The 20,868-nt window shown below is 42.8% G+C and carries 14 protein-coding genes; 4 read left to right on the top strand and 10 right to left on the bottom strand.

Features of this window, described 5'->3' with window-relative positions; translation table 11 throughout:
- Positions 1-42: 42 nt before the first annotated feature.
- Positions 43-411, bottom strand: a complete 369-nt coding sequence (locus tag CSV70_RS00665) for a hypothetical protein (protein ID WP_099660826.1) — start codon at positions 409-411, stop codon at positions 43-45.
- Between the two features lie 336 nt (positions 412-747).
- On the opposite strand from CSV70_RS00665, the gene CSV70_RS00660 reads away from it, so the two are divergent.
- The gene (locus CSV70_RS00660) at positions 748-2,520 is read left to right on the top strand and encodes a VCBS domain-containing protein (RefSeq protein ID WP_099660825.1); all 1,773 of its coding nucleotides are present in this window, start codon (positions 748-750) and stop codon (positions 2,518-2,520) included.
- 848 nt (positions 2,521-3,368) lie between these two features.
- Here the strand turns inward: CSV70_RS00660 and CSV70_RS16395 are convergent.
- From CSV70_RS16395 to CSV70_RS00620, 8 genes are all read right to left on the bottom strand, one after another.
- Positions 3,369-3,521: a hypothetical protein gene (locus tag CSV70_RS16395; RefSeq protein WP_158232377.1), complete on the bottom strand. Its 153-nt coding sequence runs from the start codon at positions 3,519-3,521 to the stop codon at positions 3,369-3,371.
- 191 nt (positions 3,522-3,712) lie between these two features.
- On the bottom strand, positions 3,713-6,001 hold the full coding sequence (locus tag CSV70_RS00655; RefSeq protein WP_099660824.1) for a hypothetical protein: 2,289 nt from the start codon (positions 5,999-6,001) through the stop codon (positions 3,713-3,715).
- Positions 6,002-6,099: 98 nt separating this feature from the next.
- Complete coding sequence (locus CSV70_RS00650; RefSeq protein WP_099660823.1) at positions 6,100-9,378, bottom strand: S-layer homology domain-containing protein; 3,279 nt, start codon at positions 9,376-9,378, stop codon at positions 6,100-6,102.
- A 978-nt stretch (positions 9,379-10,356) separates the two neighbouring features.
- Positions 10,357-11,067, bottom strand: coding sequence for a WecB/TagA/CpsF family glycosyltransferase (locus CSV70_RS00645; RefSeq protein WP_099660822.1), 711 nt, complete (start codon positions 11,065-11,067; stop codon positions 10,357-10,359).
- Complete coding sequence (locus CSV70_RS00640; protein ID WP_099660821.1) at positions 11,064-12,356, bottom strand: nucleotide sugar dehydrogenase; 1,293 nt, start codon at positions 12,354-12,356, stop codon at positions 11,064-11,066. The genes CSV70_RS00645 and CSV70_RS00640 overlap by 4 nt, the downstream gene beginning before the upstream one ends.
- A gap of 778 nt (positions 12,357-13,134) precedes the next feature.
- On the bottom strand, positions 13,135-14,310 hold the full coding sequence (locus CSV70_RS00630; RefSeq protein ID WP_099660819.1) for a S41 family peptidase: 1,176 nt from the start codon (positions 14,308-14,310) through the stop codon (positions 13,135-13,137).
- Positions 14,311-14,399: 89 nt separating this feature from the next.
- Entirely contained in the window at positions 14,400-15,647 is a 1,248-nt protein-coding gene (locus CSV70_RS00625; protein WP_099660818.1) for a CAP and S-layer homology domain-containing protein, read from the bottom strand.
- 938 nt (positions 15,648-16,585) lie between these two features.
- Entirely contained in the window at positions 16,586-17,515 is a 930-nt protein-coding gene (locus tag CSV70_RS00620; RefSeq protein WP_255407159.1) for a nuclease-related domain-containing protein, read from the bottom strand.
- A 588-nt stretch (positions 17,516-18,103) separates the two neighbouring features.
- Between CSV70_RS00620 and CSV70_RS16390 the strand changes: the two genes are divergently transcribed.
- The 3 genes from CSV70_RS16390 to CSV70_RS16380 all read left to right on the top strand — a co-directional run bounded on the left by CSV70_RS16390 (position 18,104) and on the right by CSV70_RS16380 (position 18,913).
- Positions 18,104-18,322, top strand: coding sequence for a hypothetical protein (locus CSV70_RS16390; RefSeq protein WP_158233199.1), 219 nt, complete (start codon positions 18,104-18,106; stop codon positions 18,320-18,322).
- Between the two features lie 129 nt (positions 18,323-18,451).
- Positions 18,452-18,628 carry a hypothetical protein gene (locus CSV70_RS16385; protein ID WP_158233198.1) on the top strand — a complete coding sequence of 59 codons (177 nt, stop codon included), beginning with the start codon at positions 18,452-18,454 and terminating at the stop codon, positions 18,626-18,628.
- A 24-nt stretch (positions 18,629-18,652) separates the two neighbouring features.
- A complete protein-coding gene (locus tag CSV70_RS16380; protein WP_158233197.1) occupies positions 18,653-18,913 on the top strand; it encodes a hypothetical protein in 261 nt (86 codons plus the stop codon).
- A 113-nt stretch (positions 18,914-19,026) separates the two neighbouring features.
- Here CSV70_RS16380 and CSV70_RS00615 read toward each other — a convergent pair whose 3' ends face one another.
- Positions 19,027-20,868: a hypothetical protein gene (locus CSV70_RS00615; protein ID WP_099660816.1), complete on the bottom strand. Its 1,842-nt coding sequence runs from the start codon at positions 20,866-20,868 to the stop codon at positions 19,027-19,029.

Raw genomic sequence — 20,868 nt, 5'->3', positions numbered from 1 at the left:
TATTTAGATACGTATTTATCTCAAAGATGGTTAAAGCAACCTTTATTCAATTGACAATACTGAGAATGTCGATGACCCTTGAACCTGTCCTTTAGCATCAATCACCACATTAAACTGTTCTTCTAGTTTGGACTGAGTCGTCATCTTGCTTGTGACTTCTTTGTCCGTAGGCAATAAAATATCCGACGCTTTAATTGCAGTTCCTTCTAAAATTAAATAATAATTTCCAGTCAACAAAGCAACTTTTTGTTGTAAGTTACTATATAAGAAATTATTTACAGGAACGTAAGGCTTTCCTTCTTCTAACAAATAAAAACCATCAGGTGCTTGCGTTGTTGCTGCATATGTCGTAGTGGCCAGTGGCTGTGCAATAACAAATGTTAATGCAATTAATAAAATGATCTTCTTCAAGTGATGTTCCTCCTATGTATACATAATACAGTCTATTATACCTGTAATAGGTGTAACGTTACAATAGTTTACCAGTTTCTTTTGTATTCTATCAAAAATAGTCTTTCTAAACTCTCTTACATCTCTAGTTCTCAATATATTTTCATACTCCGAATAGTCAGTAGTGCGTGCTCTAATGCGGGTCTAAAAGTCTACTAACTCCCTTTATCTTTGTAGGTATTATATCTCTTATTACATATTATACAGAATATAGTGGATATACATAGATTAATAGTTTATTATGGCAATAAGATGAATAATTTGATTATTAAAATAAGAAAATAGGAGGAATGTCACATGAAGAAAAAAGCTCTTATAACTACTGCATCCATATTCGCTTTATCTGCTCTTACTCCCGCAGTTAGCGCAGCTGTGGAAGACTCAGTAAAATACGAAGATGCGCAAGCAGGATTTTATAATGTGAAAACTGGGAAAGTGTTATCGTCAGACTCGTTTGTCTACTTGTCAACATCTGAAAAAGTTCAAATCTTAACCGATCAATTCTTTTACTTTGCTGACGGTCAAGGTGGTGCAATTCAAGCAGTACATCTTTTGGAAGCTGAAACTGATGAAATTTTGATCAGTAAGATCGTAGAGCAGATGAAAGTTGAAAACGAATTTAATGTGAGGTTAACTGCTGACGGGAGAGTTATTTTCCTTTCCAAGGAGGATGTTTCAAACTCCTTGCAAGACGCAATTGATAAAGCAAAAGAACAACTCGAACAACTCACAGATGAACAGAAGAAAGCTGTAGAAGCGGCTATTAAAGAAGCAGAAGCCTTATTAAAAGATGTAAATGCAAGCATTGATGATTTAAATAAAGCACTGAAAAAATTAGAAGATGCTATCAATGGAGCAAATACAGTTGACCCTTCAGTAAAAGCAGCTCAGGATGCAGTCAAACTTGCACAGCAAACACTGAAAAAAGAAGATATTGAAAAAGCCAAGCAACTTGTCAGCAACTTGGAAGCCGGAGCTATTAAGGATGAATTACAGAACATACTTAACGGACTATCTAGTCCAACCATTGATTTATCCGGTTTGGATGACTTAATTAAAGAAGCGCAGAATATAGTTTCTAACGATGCACACCTGTACACTGCTGAATCTTTAAAATCTCTTGAACTTGCAATTCAAAAAGCTAAGATTGTTCGCCAACAATATGATGGAAAAGATTTAACAACAGAAGCACAACAAGTCATTACACGTGAAACGAACGATTTACGAATTGTAATAGATCAACTGGTGAAGGCAAAAGAGCTGACATTCACTCCAACAGAGGAGACAAAGAAGAATGCTCCACTATTTCTAGACCCAGTAGTCACCAAACTAGCTGACCAGCAAAAGAATTCAGGTGGTGTTTTGGGACTCGATATCGGAGTGCTAGAGCTTGGCTTACTATCCGCATCCCAAATAAGCCAAATTAGTGAAAACAATCGTTTTCATATAGATGTGAAAAAAGGTACGACATTAGATGCTACCTCTTCTGTTGCTATACACACAATACTCGGTGGGCATGCATTCCAAGTATTTGTTATGAAGCAAAATGAGGAAGGCGATTATATCAATATTGACACATATAAAGGATCTAGCGGTGGAGCTTTAGGGATTACAGTCCCTACCAAAATTGATATGAAGACTTTAGAGGAAGGATCATACGAAATTATCCTTTCCGTTAAAGAAGGTCTTTCTGTAGTACAAGTAATTCCTTTCAAATTAATTAATTTAGTCGAAAAAGATTTTAATCAAGTGGCTACAGAAGATTCACGCGTCTCAGGAAATGTACTTCTCGGACAAAATCTAGGACAAGATGACAATCTAATTGTTACTGATATCCGAGAGAAAAGTGCAGGAACAAGTCAAAGTATCGGCATCAACGGTACAGTAATTCAAGGAAAATATGGCCAATTACAAATCAACAAAAATGGTACTTATAACTACATGCCGAAGTCAGATCGCGCTATTGTTGGCAAAGTTGAGTTGTTCGAATTTACTATGAAGGATACTGTAGATAATAGGACAGCTAAGGGTACACTTGAGATTCAGTTAGGTAAAGTAGCAGAGGAATAATTCCTTGATTTACGAATTAATTAGAAATCGACCTATTTCTGTGTTTGATTGACTGGATTGTTTTAATTCAAATTTCTCTTTAGTATTTTATATGAAGTAGACTGCCAGTGATGTGGCGGTCTACTTTTTAATATTGGGTCTCATTTAATTCACGAAGTTAATTCACGAAGTTAAACATAGCGATATATGGTGTTTGTTTATTTTACCTCCAGTGAATAATAATGTATTTTTTATACAAAACCGTTTATGCAAGTGAAGCCAGTAATCCAAGCTGTGCATGTCGCTGATATCATGGATCTAAAGAGAAATTTCTTACGCAACTAATTCCTAGTATTCGGAACGTGTTTCATCCCTACATTCTTACTTGTTTATTGCAAAGTGAATATGTGAATATATAATAATGTTTTTATCTGAGGATCTGGTACCAATCTGTTATATAAGTACCGGCAAGGAGCTTTCTCGGTACTTATATAACAAATCCCCTCCTCACAGGATTTTTTCATTAGTTACCATATTATCTCACCTCCAGAATTGTGTCTTAATTGCGTGGGAACCTGATATTATCTTTGAAATTAGAAAACGTCCTAATTCAAGTGAATGTAATAAGACATTTCTTGTGTTCAGCATTATAGTCTCTATTTGAAACGCTAGTTTACGTGGTTATGAAAGCAAGAAAAAAGCCCTTTAACCGATTGCTCGATTAGAAGATTATTTCCTTCATTTAATTACCTAATTGTCTGATTAGCTTCTGAATTGCGTGGTGCACAGGAACACGCTTTAAAGTATTCTCTGTCTATTTCCCCTAGAAACTGCTCGAAAAAGTGGAATCCATCTTCTGGACTCTTAATTTAACGATTCTTGTATAGTAGGCTTGTTTCTTTCACAATTCGCAAGGATACAAAATCTACTCTTTCGGCTGGATCTGACTTGGATTGTGCAGACTGTGTGAGTGATATTTCTGAGGTTTGTTGTTTGTTCGTGTACTGGTTAGTATCTTTCATGGTTTCTCCTCCTAAATTAGAAAAAATCCTCACCCTGTTGTATGGATGAGGACGTTTCGTGTATTCAAGATTATAATATCTATTTAAAATGCTAGTTGATACGGTTGCGAAGGCAAAAAGAAAAGCCCTCTAACCGATTGCTCGATTATGAGGACTTCCTTAAATTCTAATAATAATACAGTATTATTATATTACTTAGTAACCGTAACAGTTGCAGGCGCTTTTATTTTATTCTTAGCTGTTGAATTATCAGTGATAACTAACGCTGCATTGTCAGTTCCTTCTGCAACTACACCAATAGTAGTTGTTTGGTTAATATTTGTTGAAGGAATAGTAACAAGAATTTCTTTATCATTTGCAGTAACAGCAGTGTTACCCGTTGTAGCTACGGTAGTACCATTAACTTTTAGTAAAAGGTCATTAATCAAGCTAGCTTCATCAGCTGCAATTGTTGCAAGACCTTCACTGAACGTCAATTTAATTTGTGTTGCAGTAGTATCACCAGTATTAGCTGTAACATACTTAGCTGATACTAATTCAGGTGCAACGTTATCAGATAGCTGAATATTTTCAGTGTAATTTGTTTTAGTAGCCGCTCCAGCATTCGCTACTACAGTATCACCAGCTGTAGTTTTCACATTTTGCGTGATTTCAAACTTATAGTTTGCATCATCAACAATTTTGAAAGTAGATGGTAATTGAATTTTCACAGTGTCTTTGTCAGCAGTTGTAAATACAGCTGTAGTTCCCGCTGGAAGAGCGCCGTTATCTAACTTGTAATTTGCAACGTTTAGTGCAGAGTTTGTAACTTCTGAAGGATAAACAACCGTAATTGAATTATCAGTAGCAGGTGTTACAGATGTAGGAACTACATATGTTTCATCTGCTTTGAATGTTGCATTAGCTGTAACAGCGGCATTTTTGTTTAAATCTGTGTCAACAACTGCTCCTTCTGAGAATACAACTTTATAAGTTCCTGCTTTTGGTGTTACTCCAGTAAGTGTAGCATTGATTGCTGTATTAGCTCCTTTAGGACCTGTAGTTAGAGTAGGTGTGTTAGCCAACTCAATACCTTCAGGGTCAATCACCTTGATTTTAGAAGCATCAGCAATTGCAATTGTTTCATCGAACACGACTTTAACCACAGTGTCTAAAGCGCTTGACGCAACAGTGTTTAAATCATTGTTCAAAAGCTTTGGTGCTACAGTATCTCTTTGAAGCGCTACAGTTGTATTGAAAGTATTACCAAATAATCCAGCGTTATCTTTAAAGTTAGAAGCTTCTACTTTAAGAGCAACTGAACTTTCATTAGTTTCATAAAGTTTGTTAGTACCAGCAGTGTTAGCAACATCTACTGTATAAACCTTCGCTGGACCAGCTTCCACTGGAGTTGCAACAAATTCTGTTGACCCCTTCAATACCTTAAATGTTGGTTGTGTAACTGTTTCTGAAAATGTTATCTTGAATGTATCTTTATCAATAGCTTCAATTTTGCTGAACGTAGGTGCAACTACATCGTCAGCAACTGTATAAGACTTTGTAATAGTACCAGCTTCATTACCAACAACATCTTTAATTCCTACAAGACTAAGTGAGTGTGTACCTTTGCTAAGTACAGATGTAACAGCTGATGCATCAACTTCATATGTGTAATCGCCTGCATCTCCAGAATTAGTAGCGGCAGCTGCAGATAGTGAGATTTCTTTACCATCCACTTTAAGAACTGCACTTGCAAAATCTACTTCCTCATTGAAAGTTAGAAGAAGGTCAGTTCCTGAAACCATTGCATCACTTAATACTGGTGCACTTTTGTCAGCTGAAAATGTAAGTTCACCTTCATATTTAGCAACTTCTTTATAATCTTTTGATAAGATATTTTTAGCTTCAACTTTATATTTAGTAGCATCTACTAAATCGTTATTTGCAAAGCGAACAACTGCTGTTTTACCGTCTGCTTGTAGCTGAATATCTGTAGGAGTAATAGCTCCTTGAGCAGAAGGAGCAACTGCTGTAAATGTATAATTAGCAACATCTTCTGCAGCTGATTTCAACATTTCAGTATTGAATGTTAATGTAACCTCATTAGCGTTAATCGCCTTTACTGATTCAACCTTAGGTGCTACAGATTGTCCAGGAACAACCGTACCTTCAGGCGTCAACGTCACGTTCTTATCAGCTTCAAGCTCAGTTTCAGGGAATAGTGCAGCAACTAGTGCAGCATCAGTTTTGGAATCGATAATCTTTGTCGCTTGAACAACTTTACCTTCTCCATCTGCGTAATACACATTAGAGTTTTTTAGTAAATTTACTTTTTCAGTGTTTGATAGTAGGACAAATGCATCCGCTGTTACTACTTGGCCGTTGTCTACGTTGTAAAATCCAGCTGCTGCATTATTTGTTTCTGCACCAATAGCCATTGCAGGTGTTAGGGCAGATACTGCCAATGCTGCTACTAGAGAAACTTTAGTTGCTTTTTTCATTAATATACCTCCAAATTTTGTATTACTAATTTTTAAACTACAAACCTATTGTCAGACAATAGGTTTGTAGTTGTTACTATGAATCTTTCTTTAATTGATTAGTTACTTACACGCGTGATTTTTGTAGAAGCAATTGTACGCTCTACTCCATCAACAGTGTACGTAGCAGAAACGTTTTTGTATACGCCCACTTCAAGAAGATCGTTATAAGCGAACTTACCGTTTGCATCTACAGTAACCGTTTCAGAAATTTTTGATTCGTCAACGTTTGGTGTAGCAGGATTGTCTTTTCCATCAGTGAAGTTAAGTACTACTTTAGATACTTTACCAATATCTTCAGTTGCAACTGTTCCTTCAATGTTGAATGTTCCTAGACCAAGTCCAATAGCAATTGAGTTACCAGTTAGTTCAGTCTTAGTGAACTTGAATCCTTGTGGTTGTGCAGCTTCTAGTTCAGCAATTTTAGCTTCAGCAGCTTCTAGAGCGCTTACTGTAGCTGATGTTACTAGACCTTTTTGAGCTGTAGTCAACGCAACGTATGCAGCACGTGCAGCTTCTACGTTAGCTTTGTCAGCAAGTTTCAGGTCTGCAACAGCTGGAAGTGCAACAACTTTCGCTGTTACAGCATCAGCAGCAGCTTTATCAGCAGCGTTTGTTGTAGCTGTATCAGTAGGTCCTGCTTTAGTAGTATCTTGCTCAATGATATAGAAAGAAGTTGTGCTTCCTTTTACTTCACGAGTGATAGTAACTTTACCTTTTTTCAACTCTTTGATGAAGTCATCAGCAGTTGCGATTGGTGTGTTACCAAGACCTTTGTATTCGTAAGTTACATCTTTTTCGCCAGAATATTTAACTGCATCTTTTCCGCTGAAAGTAAGTTCTTTCTTGTCGGAGTTGAAAGATACTACTTCTCCAGTGTATAGATCAGAAACTGCACTTGTAGCTGTGAATGTAGCAGTAGCTTCTTTCGCAGTGAATGCATAGTCCTTGCCGTCTGTGTCAACAGCAACGCCAGTAGCAACTACGCGTACTGAAGTGTTTTTGTCCATAGTTGGAGTTACTTTAAGTTCTGTATTGCCTGTTTCTTTAGTAACTGTATAGCTACGGTTAGGAGAAACGATTTGGCCTTCAACAGTTACATCGTTAGCGCCTGTATTGAATACAGTGTAAGATGCTTTTTTGATTGAAGTGTTTGGAACTTTTTTGTTTGATTGGTTAACTAGTTCTGCTTTAAACGTTGCAGTTTCGCTACCTTTGAATTCTTTTGTTTCTTTACCAGCTGCGTTGTAGACTTTCAATGCCGCGCCATCTAGGTAAGCAGCTTGGAAGTAAGAAATTTGACCAATTACATTTGGCTCACCTTGATCAAAGTTACCTTCTACAGCGTTTGGAGTGTTTACATCGATCCAAGCGATAGGTGTTGCATAGTCATTCACTTTATCAGAACCGATAACGAATGTTGCTTGACCTTTGCTGTCTGTTTTTACAGAAATTTTCTTAGCTTTGTCTCCAGTGAAGTACTGTTGAGTGTTGTCGTCATTTACTTCGATGAATTTAGCTTCAGTGTTAGTAGAGATCACACGGTCTAAGTCTTCATTGAATGCAACGTTAACAGTTTCATTCACTGCAATGTTGCCGTCTTTGTTTTTAACAGTCAACGTGTATTTACGGCCGTTAGTTCCACCAGTTGCTGCAACTTCACCGTTTTCACGAACCATTTCAAGAGTATATTCTGCTTGGTTAGCTGAGAATGTTACTTTTGAAGCAGTTGCTTGAAGATCAGATGCATCATATTTATAGTCGTTAGCAGTTGCAGTGTTGTTTGCAACAAATACTACTGGAGTTACGGATGTGTTTTTACCAGAAACAGTGAAAGTAGCTTCACCTTTTGAGTCAGTAGTGATTTGTGCAGCTCTTGTAACTGTACCGTTTGACAATTGAGCAACAGCCACGCCGTTAACTGTAGCGTCTTTCAATTGATCAGGTGTTACTTCGATGTTCTCTTTGAAAGAAACATTCAATGTTTGGTTAGCTACTGGCTTACCAGTTGTAGCGTCTTTAGAAACTACTTTGTAAGTTTTGTTAGCGCCATTGCTGATTGTATTACCAGCAGTTACGTCTTCAACTGCAAGGATTGTGTCAACGCCCCAGAATACATAACCGATGCTACGTACTGTTGGTGCACCTGTTGGGTAAGCTGTTACTTGATCTTGTCCTGCAGAGTATTGAGTGTAAGAGAATGTTGCGATACCATCTTCGTTAGTCATTACTTCGAAGACTTGGTCTTTGTTTGTTGTGCCAGTAGTGTTAGCTTTCACGTTGAAAGTAACAGGGATGCCAGCTTTTTTCACGCCAGTGTCAGCAGAAAGGATAACTTGTTGTCCAGTTTTACCTTGTACTGATTGGTTCGTGATTTTGATAGTTGTTGGAACAGTTGCTTCGATACCAGTGAATGATCCGATCGCTTTGTCGTTCAACTTCACTGTGTACTTTTCTCCACCCTTTTGAGTAGCAGTTGTCAATACAACAGTTTTATCATCAGTTTGTTTTACAGCAGCGTTAGCTACAGTCAAACCATCGATTGTGAAGTTTAGGGAGTTGATGTTTTCAACTTTGTCCTTCATTGTTACTTCTACTGTAGTAGCATTGATACCTTTAACAGATGCAACTCCAGGAGCAACAATTTCGCCGCCAATTTCATCGAAGTCTACTTTAGTAGTCTTGTAAAGGAATGAAGCGAATTGTCCACGAGTTGTTGTTGATTTAGGGTTGAATTCTGGTGCAGCTGGGTTTGTGATGTCGAAGAAGTCTAGAACGTCGATAGCAGGACGAGCTTCAGCTTTCGCTTTGCCTAGGTCTGTAACGTCTTTCTTGAAGTCTTGGTCTTTCACATAAGAAGTTAGGTCAATATCATGTACGCGGTCGAATGCACGAACAAGAACGATTGCCATGTTTTCACGAGTGATGTCGCCGTTTGCATCTAATGAACCGTCTGGTTTACCAACGAATACTCCGTTGTCATATACTAGTGCAGACATTTTTAGAAGCTCATCGTTAGATGTAGTCTTCAAGTCTGAGAAACGTGGTTTAGTTTTGTAGTCTGTAGGTACTTTATAACCTTCAGATACTAACCATTTACCCATCAATTTTACTACGTCAGAACGAGTAAGTGTTTTGTTTGGTTTGAATGTTCCGTCTTCATAACCTGAAATTACACCTGCATTAGAAAGAGCATCGATTGCCTCTTTGTGTGAGTTGTTGTCTTTTACGTCAGTGAAAGTTGCAGCCATTGCTACTGGTGCTACTGCTGATGCTACTAGTGCAGCTGAAGCAGCCCCTACTACAAACTTGCGATATTTCGTTGGTTGGTTAGCCATTAAATAATTTCCTCCTCGTATTATCTCTTGTTTTTGCCAGTTACTACCTATGTATGAAAGTAGTAGGCATTACAACTTAAAGTATAGATAAGTATGTGCTAAAAGTCAATTGAATCTTGGATTATATACTAGTCTAATAGCACGGTGCGACAAAATATTTTTGCCCCATCTACTATTGTATCGAAAGATTAATATAATACAAGTATTTTCCAAAGCGTTTTAAAAAGAAGGGATGTTGGGCATGCAAGAGATTTTTGCCAAACAAAAAGGCTTGAACAGATGGGAACTGTTCAAGCCTTTTTGTTTGCGGTCAACCAACCGTAACGCTTTGCACATATAGTGCTATATGCTAAAGAGAAAATTATCCTTACAACTTCGTATTCTATCACCAAGTTCACTAGATTACAAGATAGTAACTTAATAGTATAAAATTTCTTAATTTACTTTTGTTAGTTGGTTGAATTTATTTAGTAGTTTTACTTTGGATTAGTAGAAAGATAGTTAGTGGGTTGGGATGGAAGCTACAGCTGGGGACGCGTTCTGGAGGGCCCGCGGTGAGCCAACTAGTCACTGCGTTCCTTTAGTTGTCTCACCTGATCGGGCTGATCCTCCCAGAGTCGCCCCAGCTTCCGCTTCCATCCTACGTTGATAGTGGAGGTACTTGATTCACTCACTGGAAATAGTATGTTAATTATTGTTATCGTTGAACTTGGTGACCTTGGTTATGTACTAGTTCAAATTTCACACAACATCAATTACAATCCTAACTTTAATGAACATCGATAAGTGCCACCCACACACCTCGTAAGGGATTGGCGCGTAGGAGGGGCGACTCCCAGAGGATCAGCTCGACAGGTGAGACAACCAAAAGGGAGCTTGCGACCTGGTTGGCTCACCGCGAGCCCTCAGGAACGCGTCCCCTCCGAAGCGCCAATCCCCAACCCCTAGCCCTTACTTGCCTATCTTATTTCTTTAACCTTACTTCTTCCGATACACCTCTACCAAAAACTTCGGCAAATTCATTTGACGTTTAATCCGGCTTGGTTCAAGTAGCAATCGATACAACCATTCCGCTCCTGCTTTTTGGAATGCTGCCGGTGCGCGTTTGATATTGCCCGCTAGCACGTCGAACGATCCGCCTACGCCTTGGAACAACGTCGGATGTAGCTGATCGCGGTGTTGTTCAATCCACTGCTCTTGCTTCGGTGAACCCATCGCCACAAATAATATATCTGGTTTGGCTTGGTTAATCGTGTCGAGTACGACTTGTACATCTTTTTCATAACCGTGCTGAATACCAGCGATTTGAATGTTTGGATGCATAACTTGCAATCTCGCAGCCGCTTCTTGTGCCACGCCAGGTTTTGCGCCATAGAGGAAAATGCGCTTTCCACGTATGGCGGCTTCCTGTACGACGCGGTCCATCATGTCGATTCCTGTCACACGCGAACGAATGTGACCTTTTTTCAGCTTGGATGCCAGTATTACACCTATGCCATCCGGGATTTGGAATTCCGCTCGGTTCAGCAAGGCTTTTAGTTCTGGATCTTCTTTAGCTTTCATGAGCTTTTCCGGATTGATCGCGACGATAAGTGATTTCTTTCCTTCTTCAATATTCTCGAAGACTTTTGGAATCAGTTCGTCGTAGTTCTCCGTGTTGACGGAGACGCCTAGTATTTCTTCTTTCATTTGTACAGTTGCCCCTCTTTTTTGCCATCGCCTAATTTGAAGAATCTATATTCTGCTTGTTCCCATTTATCTGCTGGAAGAGCATTTTTCGTGTCCAATATGATCGGTCTTGGCTGTTTCGTCTGCAAGTCTGCCGGATTCAGTTGTTTGAATTGGTCATGGTCTGTAGTTAATAGAAGAAGGTCCGCTGTGCCGATTGCTTCTTCAAGCGTTGCAACTTGCGTCGAATGCTGTAATTCTTTGATGTGCGGATCGAATGAAACGACTTCTAGACCCAAATCTTGCAGAGAATCAATCACTTTCGTTGACGGACTTTCGCGCATGTCGTCGACGTTCCCTTTGAATGCAAGACCGAGAACCGCCACTTTACCGTTTTCGATATTGTACTCTTGAAGTAAACGCTGTGCGCGTTTCGCTGTATACATCGGCATGCCATCATTAGTTAGACGGGCTTTTTTGATGATATCTGCTTTTTCAGGAGCCAATTCCACTAAGAACCATGGATCGACTGCGATACAGTGACCACCGACGCCTGGGCCTGGTGTATGGATATTGACGCGTGGATGGAAGTTTGCAAACTTAATCGCTTCCCAAATGTCCACGTCGATTCCTTCTGCGATTTTTGCGAGTTCATTGGCAAATGCAATGTTGACATCGCGGTACGTGTTTTCCATGACTTTAACAAGTTCCGCTGTGGTAGCGTCCGTTAAGTGGATCGTTCCTTTGACAAACACTTCGTAAAGTTCTTTCGTCATTTCTGCCGACTTCGCATTGACACCACCGACGATACGGTCGTTGTTTACTAGTTCTTCGAAGATCTTACCTGGAATAACGCGTTCAGGTGAGTGAGAAACGAATAGTTCTTCCCCAATAATTAGATCCGTTTTACGTAATTCAGGCAGCATGACGTTTTCGACCGTCTTCGGTGGAACTGTTGATTCCAAGATTACCAGTGCACCTTTTTTGACAAACGGCACGATCGACGCGGTTGCCGCACGGATGAATTCTAAGTTCGCCGTGTTGTCCGGATTGATCGGTGACGGTACAGCAATGATGTAGACGTCTGCTTCTACCGGTGTAGTAGAGGCTTGGAAGTGCCCTTCGTCTACCGCTTTCTCCAAACGTTCTTGCAAACCGTTTTCTTCTATATGTAGTTGTTTATTGTTGATCAGCTGAACGACGCGTTCGTTACGATCGACGCCATGTACTTGCACGCCGCTGTTCGCAAACATAACGGCAGTTGGAAGACCGATATAACCTAGGCCTACTACGCATAATTTCTTTTCCATAGTGTATGATACCTTCGCTTTCTTGTTTTAGGTTGTGGTGATGTGTCTTTGTGGAACTTTGTGAGACTTTGTGTGGGGGGTTGGGATCTGCACTACAGGCGGACGCTTTCCCGAGGGCGTGGCCCGAGCCGCTTCCCTCACTTCGTTCAGTCCAGGGTCTCGAACTCACGCTGATCCTCCGGGAGTCGCCGCCTTTCGTTCCGATCCTACCTATATTACGGTAACAGTTAGTAACCACTTTTTCTTTGTGTTGGAATTTCAAGTTCAAGAACGCAACACCCAACACATCTAATTTCAAAGAGAAAGGATGAATCTCTTCATCCTTTGTTCTAGCAAATACATTATATAAGAATGAATACTTTTTAAGCACTTCCACACAAACTCCAGAAGAATAACCAGTGGATCGTAAGCGGAAGGCGGGGACTCCCGATGGATCAGCTCGATCAGGTGAGACAACCAAAGAGAGCAAAGCGAACTGGTTGGCTCACCGCGAGCCCATGGGAAAGCATCCGCCTGCAGCGTCGATCCACGTTGCCCTCACTCCATCCAATAGAAATACAACAGGTTTTAACCATTCCGCATCAAACCCCTGTAAAAACAAAGTGAATCGTAAGCGGAAGGCGAGGACTCCTGATGGCTCACCGCGGGCCCATGGGAAAGCATCCGCCTGCAGCGTCGATCCACGTTGCCTCCATCCTCACCTCATCTACTAAGAGTACCTAAGTTTTAATTCTATTCCATCTATACAGTATACCAACTTCTCGCCATCATCACCAATTTATTTAGCCCGTGCTTGCACAGTAAAAGGCGTATACGTCCCTTTCACCACACTCAACCCATTAGCCCCTGCTATCCCTGGATGAACAATGAGCATATACTCTGCCCCAAGCGCCATCGGTTTCGCCGGCTGGATTGTCATCGTCTTCTCATTACTGGCCTTTTTAGCCGTTTGTATAGAGACGCTTCCGAACTTCACAAGTTCCATCTTGTTGAAATCTTTCGCTGGACCAAAGTTCATGTTCTGCGTGAACTCGACGTTGAATATTTTTGATTGCGCTACAGCGGTTGGTCCTTTGATGAATTGGTAGCCCCGCGCGGCCAAGTCAGAAGTGACAAGGCGTTTGTGCATGCCGGTGTGCTCCGTTCCCGATTTCATTTTAATATTCGGCTCGACGCCTATGTGTTGTACGGGTGTTCCTTTAGGTCCTGTATAGTGACCTGTCGTTAGCTTCAGCGCGCCGCCGTTTTCTAATTCGAATAACGACTGAACGCTACCTTTTCCTTTTGTCGTCTCCCCTACTACGTTCGCCGCGCTTTGGTCTTTGAGGCTGACTGCCACAATTTCAGAAGCGGAAGCTGAGTAGCGGTTGACGAGTACGTACGTGTCTACCGGGAATTTATTTTTCGCTGGAACGACTTTCCCTGACTGTGTCCCCATGCGTGTTTGCAGTTTATACGCTTCTCTTACTTTCGGGAAGAAGCCTAGTAATTGCTCGGCGCTGTCAACATAGCCGCCACCATTAAAACGTAAGTCCAAAATCAGTTTCTTCGCTCCTGCGGCTTTCAAACGTGACCAATGGGTATTGACGTCTTCTTGTAAATGCGCAGAAAATGTCTTGATCTTCATATACCCGACGTTTCCGTACATCATATTCGAACTCACATTGTTTGGATTGTGCGGTGCCGTAACAGTAGCGACTTGCGCCGGTGCTTCAGCGCTTGCGTATTGATTGAGATAGTCTTTATATTCAGCGGGCGTCATGTACACCGAGTATTCATCAAGCTGACGTACGACTTCGGTGACGTTTCTCGCGTTGTGAAGATTAGTAGGCTTATCGCCATAATAGTACAAATCGACAATTTCTTTCACTTCGTCAAGAGTCGCGGCTTCAGTGGCGGGTGTTAAGCAGAGCCAGGCAAAAACAGCTGCTACTGCGATAAGAGTTTGTTTCATTGCGTCTCCTCCTTTATACGGTGGGTTTGGTAAAAGTATGTATCTTTCCACTATACCCTATACACCAGCGATTAAGCGGCTAACTATAATTATTTTTTCGAATATAGTGTGACCCAATAGATTTTACCCGATGGATCAGGTGCCGTACCTGCTCCCATATGCGTAAATACTGGGCTTAATAGATTCTCTTTATGCGCAGGCGATGCTAACCAAGCATTTGTAATTTCAAGCGCATCATGGAAGCCAGCCCCAATGTTTTCACCATAAGCCGTCCATTTATAATCAAATTTCTTCAGCATCTCTTCAGCCGTGCCATATGTCGGCGTAATATGTGATAATTCCCCGAGCTTCGCCAAGTCTTCCGCTCTCGCACTCGCAATGCGGTTGAGCGCGGGATCCGCCCGTAGATTGCCAATTTTGGCATTTTGTCGTTTCACGTTCACGTTAATAATCACCTGTGCCGCCAATGAAGGCTTTTCAGGTTCAGGTTTTGGCGGCTCCGGTTTTGTAGCGGGTGGAACTGGTTTTGGCGGAACTGGTTTTGTTGGTTTCGGTGGTTCCGGTTTCGGCGTCGGCGGTACTGGTTTTGGCTTTTCAGGTGTCGGCTTTTGATTATCAGGATTCGGCTTGATCAAGTTTTGATCGCGATCGACATAGCCCTTCTTTTTATTGTCATACGTAATCAATCCATTTTTGCGATTTTCGTCGAATTGCATCGTACGGTACAAAAATGCCGCCATTTGGCCACGAGTAACAGGTTCATTCGGATTAAATTTGCCGCCTGGACGCGTCGTCGTGATATTGAGTTCCGCAATCGTAATAATGTATGCATATGCCCCGCTGCTCTTCTGGACATCATCAAAAATAATGAAATCATTGTCGTCCGTGACAATATGGTACCCAAGGACTAGTAGCTTCGCCATTTGTCCGCGAGTTAGGGGTTTATTCGGATTGAATTTATCCGCATTCTTAAACAAGCCCCGCTGCGTCAACGCGCGAATATGGTCATACGATCCGTTGTCTTTCGTTACATCCTTGAAATCCATTTTATACGCATGGCTCGGCTTCGCTCCAATGGAAACGGCGATCATCTTAGCCGCCTGAGCCCGAGTGACAGGTTTATTCAGGCGATATGTATTGTCGGCATAGCCTTTGATAATTCCATTGGCAGCCATATACATGACCGCATCGTAGGCATAATGCTTCTCGGGTACGTCCTTAAACGCAACCGGTTTCGCAGCCTCCACCGGCGCAGATGCAGTAACTCCTACTGCAGATACCGCAACGGCCATCGCTATAGTACTTAAGAATATTTTTTTGTCGTAAGCTAGATTCATATAAACGTCCCCCTTTTGTTAAGAGTATACGGGATTTGGCATGTGTTTTGGTAGGGGTATTGTTGAAATTTGTTGGATGACTTTGTTTTTTGGGGTTGGGGGTGGATTGGGGGTGAGCTGTTGGGCCGTGGGGATTGTGGGGATTGAGCGGATATTGGTCTACATAGAGCGGGGCATTGGCTGGATTGAGCGGTTATTGGGGCAGTTAGAGCGCTGAACGGGGTTGATAGAGCGGTTTCGCGTGAGGATTGAGCGGATAGCGGGAAACATTGAGCGCGTGGAAGTTTGGGATAGCTCGGAACTCCTTATGGGCGGTCCGGCCGTGGGGATTGAGCGGATATTGGTCTACATAGAGCGGGGCATTGGCTTGATTGAGCGGTTATTGGGGCTGATAGAGCGCTGAACGAGATTGATAGAGCGGTTACGCCTGGGCATTGATTTGTTAGCGGGAAACATTGAGCGCGCGGGAATTTGGGATAGCTCGGAACTCCTTATGGACGGTCCGGCCGTGGGGATTGAGCGGATATTGGTCTACATAGAGCGGGGCATTGGCTGGATTGAGCGGTTATTGGGGCTGATAGAGCGCTGAACGAGGTGGATAGAGCGGTTACGCGTGAGGATTGAGCGGATAGCGGGAAACATTGAGCGCGCGGGTAGTTCGGGATAGCTCGGAACTCCTTATGGGCAGTCCGGCCGTGGGGATTGAGCGGATATTGGTCTGCATAGAGCGGGGCATTGGCTTGATTGAGCGGTTATTTGGGCAGTTAGAGCGCTGAACGGGGTGTATAGAGCGGTTGGGCGTGGCGATTGATCGGTTAAGGAGAAACATTGAGCGCGCGGAGGTTTTGGGTAGCGCAGATCTCCTTATGAGCGACTACGTTATTGGATTTCATTAAGAAACCAGCGCATGTAAAGCTTATGCGCTGGTTTGGTTGCTTTTACAAATGTAGATTTTCTGTGTTGAGGAGTTTCGGAGAGAGTTGGTAGATCGCGTTGCGCTTTTTGCCGGACATTTCGGTGAAGGGGTTGGCCAGCATTCGTTTCGCTATGTGGCGAGAGTGGATATTAGTGAAGTGGCGGAATTGCTGATTGGTGAGTTGCGCGCCGCCGATGCAGTACCATTCCGCCAGCGTAGCATGATGGGCATGGCGATCGATATGGCCGCACGTCCGGCACTGCCAACTTCTGGTCCGCCACATCATCATCAATTGTTCGCAATGCGGGCACGCGACACCAGTTGCCAAGTCTTTTATGGAAAGTGCGTACTTTTCGATTAGCGGGAATGGGTCATAGTGGCGATGTGTGTTTAGGAGTTCATTAGCCAATCTCTTGATTTGATTTGCGCTCAATAGTTCACTCTTCATTTCCAAATTTCTCAGACGGTTGGGGATTTCATATGAAAATACGAGCCGGTGGGACGATGTGTTTTCGATGGTGAGTTCGTTTTGGTAGGCGAAGACGATGTAGTCGACAAGAGGGATATCGATGTTACGCGCTTGCAACCAGCTGGTGAAATAGTGTTTTTTGCGTTCCATTTCTTCGATTGGGCTTCTCAAGACGGTGCGTTCCCCGTTGACTGATTCGCGAATGAATTGAGTCGGACTTTGCTTGATGTGTAGTTTGCCTGCGATGTTTTTGATTTCGAACAAGACAATGGTGCTCGGGGTAATCAAAATGGAATCAATTTGGAAATAGGCATGTTCGTGTTTCAGGAAAACGTCGTGGAGGATGGCGTGCGGATACGGCGGGATGAAGTCTCGTAATTGGTAGTCGAATTCCCTCTCCCCTCCGAAGCCCGCTTTGCCGTTGTAGAAATCAGTGCGGACTTTTTCGTATTTGTCATGATTAACTGGTAAGCGTTTTAGCAGCGCCTGTTGGCCGATGATTAGTTTGGGGATCGTGCGAGTTTTATAGAGTATGTTGTTTCACCTCCCTCTATTTGGATTGTTAGAGCGTATATTTATTGTATCAAGGGCGTCATGGATTGGGAAGTATTAGGAGAAATTCGATTTTGAGTGATTTTTTGAGGGTGAAATTGAATTTTGGAGTCGATTTGTTGGGGAGAATTCAATTTTATGGGGTTTGAGAATGATAGATGTTGGTATTTTATTTGAAAATATGTCTTTAGTCATGTTGGGGTTGTGGGTGGTTGCATGCGATTGAGCGGATAGATGGCTTGATAGAGCGCTTGTCGGTCGTGATAGAGCGGATAAGCGGATGGATAGAGCGCTTGGGCAAGAATATTGAGCGGTTAGCCAGGCTGATAGAGCGTTTAAACAGAATGTATGAGCGGCGCGGCTTTGCCTTGCCTGATTTCTATGATGTAATACTCCAATGAGCGATTGATTGGCTTGATAGAGCGATTATTGGTCGCGATAGAGCGGATAGATGGTCGGATAGAGCGCTTAAGCATGAATATCGAGCGGTTAGCCTAGCTAATAGAGCACTTAAACAGAATGTATGAGCGGCGCGGCTTTGCCTTGCCTGATTTCATGATGTACTACTCCAATGAGCGGTTGATTGGCTTGATAGAGCGATTATTGGTCGGGATAGAGCGGATAGATGGTCGGATAGAGCGCTTAAGCATGAATATTGAGCGGTTAGCCAGGCTGATAGAGCACTTAAACAGAAAGTATGAGCGGCGCGGCTTCGCCTTGCCTGATTTCATGATGTAATACTTCATTGAGCGGTTGATTGGCTTGATAGAGCGATTATTGGTCGTGATAGAGCGGATAAGCGGATGGATAGAGCGCTTGGGCATGAATATTGAGCGGTTAGCTAGGCTGATAGAGCGCTTAAACAGAATGTATGAGCGGCGCGGCTTCGCCTTGCCTAATTTCATGATGTACTACTCCAATGAGCGGTTGATTGGCTTGATAGAGCGATTATTGGTCGGGATAGAGCGGATAGATGGTCGGATAGAGCGCTTAAACAGAAAGTATGAGCGGCGCGGCTTCGCCTTGCCTGATTTCATGATGTAATACTCCAATGAGCGGTTGATTGGCTTGATAGAGCGATTATTGGTCGGGATAGAGCGGATAGATGGTCGGATAGAGCGCTTAAGCATGAATATTGAGCGGTTAGCTTGGCTGATAGAGCGTTTAAACAGAATGTATGAGCGGCGCGGCTTCGCCTTGCCTAATTTCATGATGTACTACTCCAATGAGCGGTTGATTGGCTTGATAGAGCGCTCGAGCGCATTCATAGAGCGATTACACGAGATGATAGAGCGCTTAAGAGGTTTCATAGAGCGTTCAACAACATAAATAGAGCGGATAACAAGCTATATAGAGCGCCCAGCAGAGCGGCCAACAGAAACACCCCTGCAGAACCCTTCCCCCACAAAAACAAAAAAAACTGCCCAATTACGGGCAGTTTTTTATCGTTTAATCAAATACCGGACGTAGTGTTGCCAAGGTGTTGTTTTCCATTGTTCCCATTCCGGTAGGTAAAGTGGAAGTGGGTGGAAGACGGATTGGTGCTCGAGGCTGCTGTCCAGATCTTCGTTGTGTAGTGCGATCACGCCTGGTTCGACGCCCGTTGTGAGGACTGTTCGATCGAGTGAAGTGAATGGCGCTTCGACCATGTTTTGGACTGCTCGTCCATTGTTGTCTAGCGTCCATATTTTCGCATTGTTTTGGTACTTATCTGTCAGCCAGTTTGTTTTGATGCTGACTGCTTGATTTGCTTCGTTCGTTTGAATGAACGTGTTGACGTTTGTGCCGAATGGCAAATCCATTTGCTCGTCGTACGGCGCAATGCGTACTTCGTAATAGGCTAGTGGATTGTCTTTTTGTGTATTGCCTAGGGCTTTATACGCTTCTAACCACTCGTCGTCTTTCGCCGGCACTTTGGATACCGATACGACGACTCCATTAATTGTGGAGATGTCATTTGGATAGTCCGGAGTGATGCGCTCTTGTACTTCAGCGAGTTTCTTTTGTTTATTCGTTAATGCAGGCTTACCTTCAGGTGAATCCTTTACTTCTGGATTCGTGATCGTTCCGTCCGGATTTGTTGTTGCATCATCCGGATTCGGTGTAGCTTCAGGTGTTGCATCGGGATTTGTCGTCCCATCCGAGTTTGGAGTGTCTGTAGATGGCGGTGTCTCCGTGTTCGGTGTATCTCGCGTGCCTGAGTTGTTATTGTTGTCCGGTGAAGATACCGGTGTTTCCGGTTTGTCGAGCGAACCATCCGGGTTACCGGAAGTGCCGTCGAAGTTTTCTTCAGGAGGATTTGATCCAGCGTTCGGATTCACAGCTGGCGGTTGTGCATCCGTTCCGTCGATTTCCGTTTTCGGATCGTCGTAAGGCACGGTACTCGGTGGTACACCGTCAGCAGATAGAGACGCGACTGATTTACCTTTTTCACTGCTGATCCCGTCTTCCGTTTCTTCAGGCTCTACTGGTTCTTCTGGTTGTTGATTCGGATCGACTTTCGGTGTGAACGGTGTGTGGATCGAGTCATGCTGGATCGTTACCGGTGCGCCCGTTTCCACGTTTGGCCATTCATTGTCGAGTACATATGTGACGATCGTCTGGTCGGTGCTGTAAATATCGATAGATGGTGACTCGCTATCGCGTTTGATCGCTACGACATAGCCGCTTACTGGACTCGTCAAGGCAGATTCATTCGGTAATTCTGCGAGCTGCGATTCGACGATTTCCGTTTTCCGTTGCACTTCAGCGAGATCGCGTTCTGCTTCCGCAATCGCTTGCGCAAACGTTCCGTCTTCTCTAACTTCGATGCCTACATTCAAATTCACACGTACTTTTTTCTCGTCGTTCGTGTCATAATAATCACTATTGTTTTTCGAACCGCTCGCTGAGGACTGTTCATATTCCAAATTACTGATCGTTTGTGAAATCGATGACGACTGATTTTGCAACGCGGATAGTTCCGATTCTAATTCATTGCGTTGCGAATCGATGTGATCCACTTTCAATGAAGCGAGCTCAGTTCCGAAGTCCACTGTCTCCCCTTCTTGAACGAGCCACGAATCAATTGTCTGGTCGTCTTTTAGGTAGATAGTATGCAAATCTTTCGGTGAAATGAATCCTTCTTTGTCGAGCTCTTTCTTGTAATCATCCGCAGACAACCGTTCGTACTCACCGACGTACTGGGCTTTTGGGATGACACTTTTTTCATCGAACACCAAAAACATGTTCAAAGCTAGAAACGCTGTAACGAGGACCGTCACGATGATATTTTGTGCTTTCAT

Source organism: Sporosarcina sp. P25 (genome assembly GCF_002743235.1).
Lineage (GTDB): Bacteria > Bacillota > Bacilli > Bacillales_A > Planococcaceae > Sporosarcina > Sporosarcina ureae_B.
This window is presented reverse-complemented; position numbering and strand designations above follow the sequence as displayed.

Coding starts and splice junctions, on each gene's coding strand:
- CSV70_RS00640 (WP_099660821.1), bottom strand. CDS start 12,356: ATGGAAAAGAAATTATGCGTAGTAGGCCTAGGTTATATCGGTCTTCCA.
- CSV70_RS00655 (WP_099660824.1), bottom strand. CDS start 6,001: ATGAAAAAAGCAACTAAAGTTTCTCTAGTAGCAGCATTGGCAGTATCT.
- CSV70_RS00650 (WP_099660823.1), bottom strand. CDS start 9,378: ATGGCTAACCAACCAACGAAATATCGCAAGTTTGTAGTAGGGGCTGCT.
- CSV70_RS00625 (WP_099660818.1), bottom strand. CDS start 15,647: ATGAATCTAGCTTACGACAAAAAAATATTCTTAAGTACTATAGCGATG.
- CSV70_RS16395 (WP_158232377.1), bottom strand. CDS start 3,521: ATGAAAGATACTAACCAGTACACGAACAAACAACAAACCTCAGAAATA.
- CSV70_RS16390 (WP_158233199.1), top strand. CDS start 18,104: ATGTATGAGCGGCGCGGCTTTGCCTTGCCTGATTTCATGATGTACTAC.
- CSV70_RS00660 (WP_099660825.1), top strand. CDS start 748: ATGAAGAAAAAAGCTCTTATAACTACTGCATCCATATTCGCTTTATCT.
- CSV70_RS16385 (WP_158233198.1), top strand. CDS start 18,452: ATGTATGAGCGGCGCGGCTTCGCCTTGCCTAATTTCATGATGTACTAC.
- CSV70_RS00630 (WP_099660819.1), bottom strand. CDS start 14,310: ATGAAACAAACTCTTATCGCAGTAGCAGCTGTTTTTGCCTGGCTCTGC.
- CSV70_RS00645 (WP_099660822.1), bottom strand. CDS start 11,067: ATGAAAGAAGAAATACTAGGCGTCTCCGTCAACACGGAGAACTACGAC.
- CSV70_RS00615 (WP_099660816.1), bottom strand. CDS start 20,868: ATGAAAGCACAAAATATCATCGTGACGGTCCTCGTTACAGCGTTTCTA.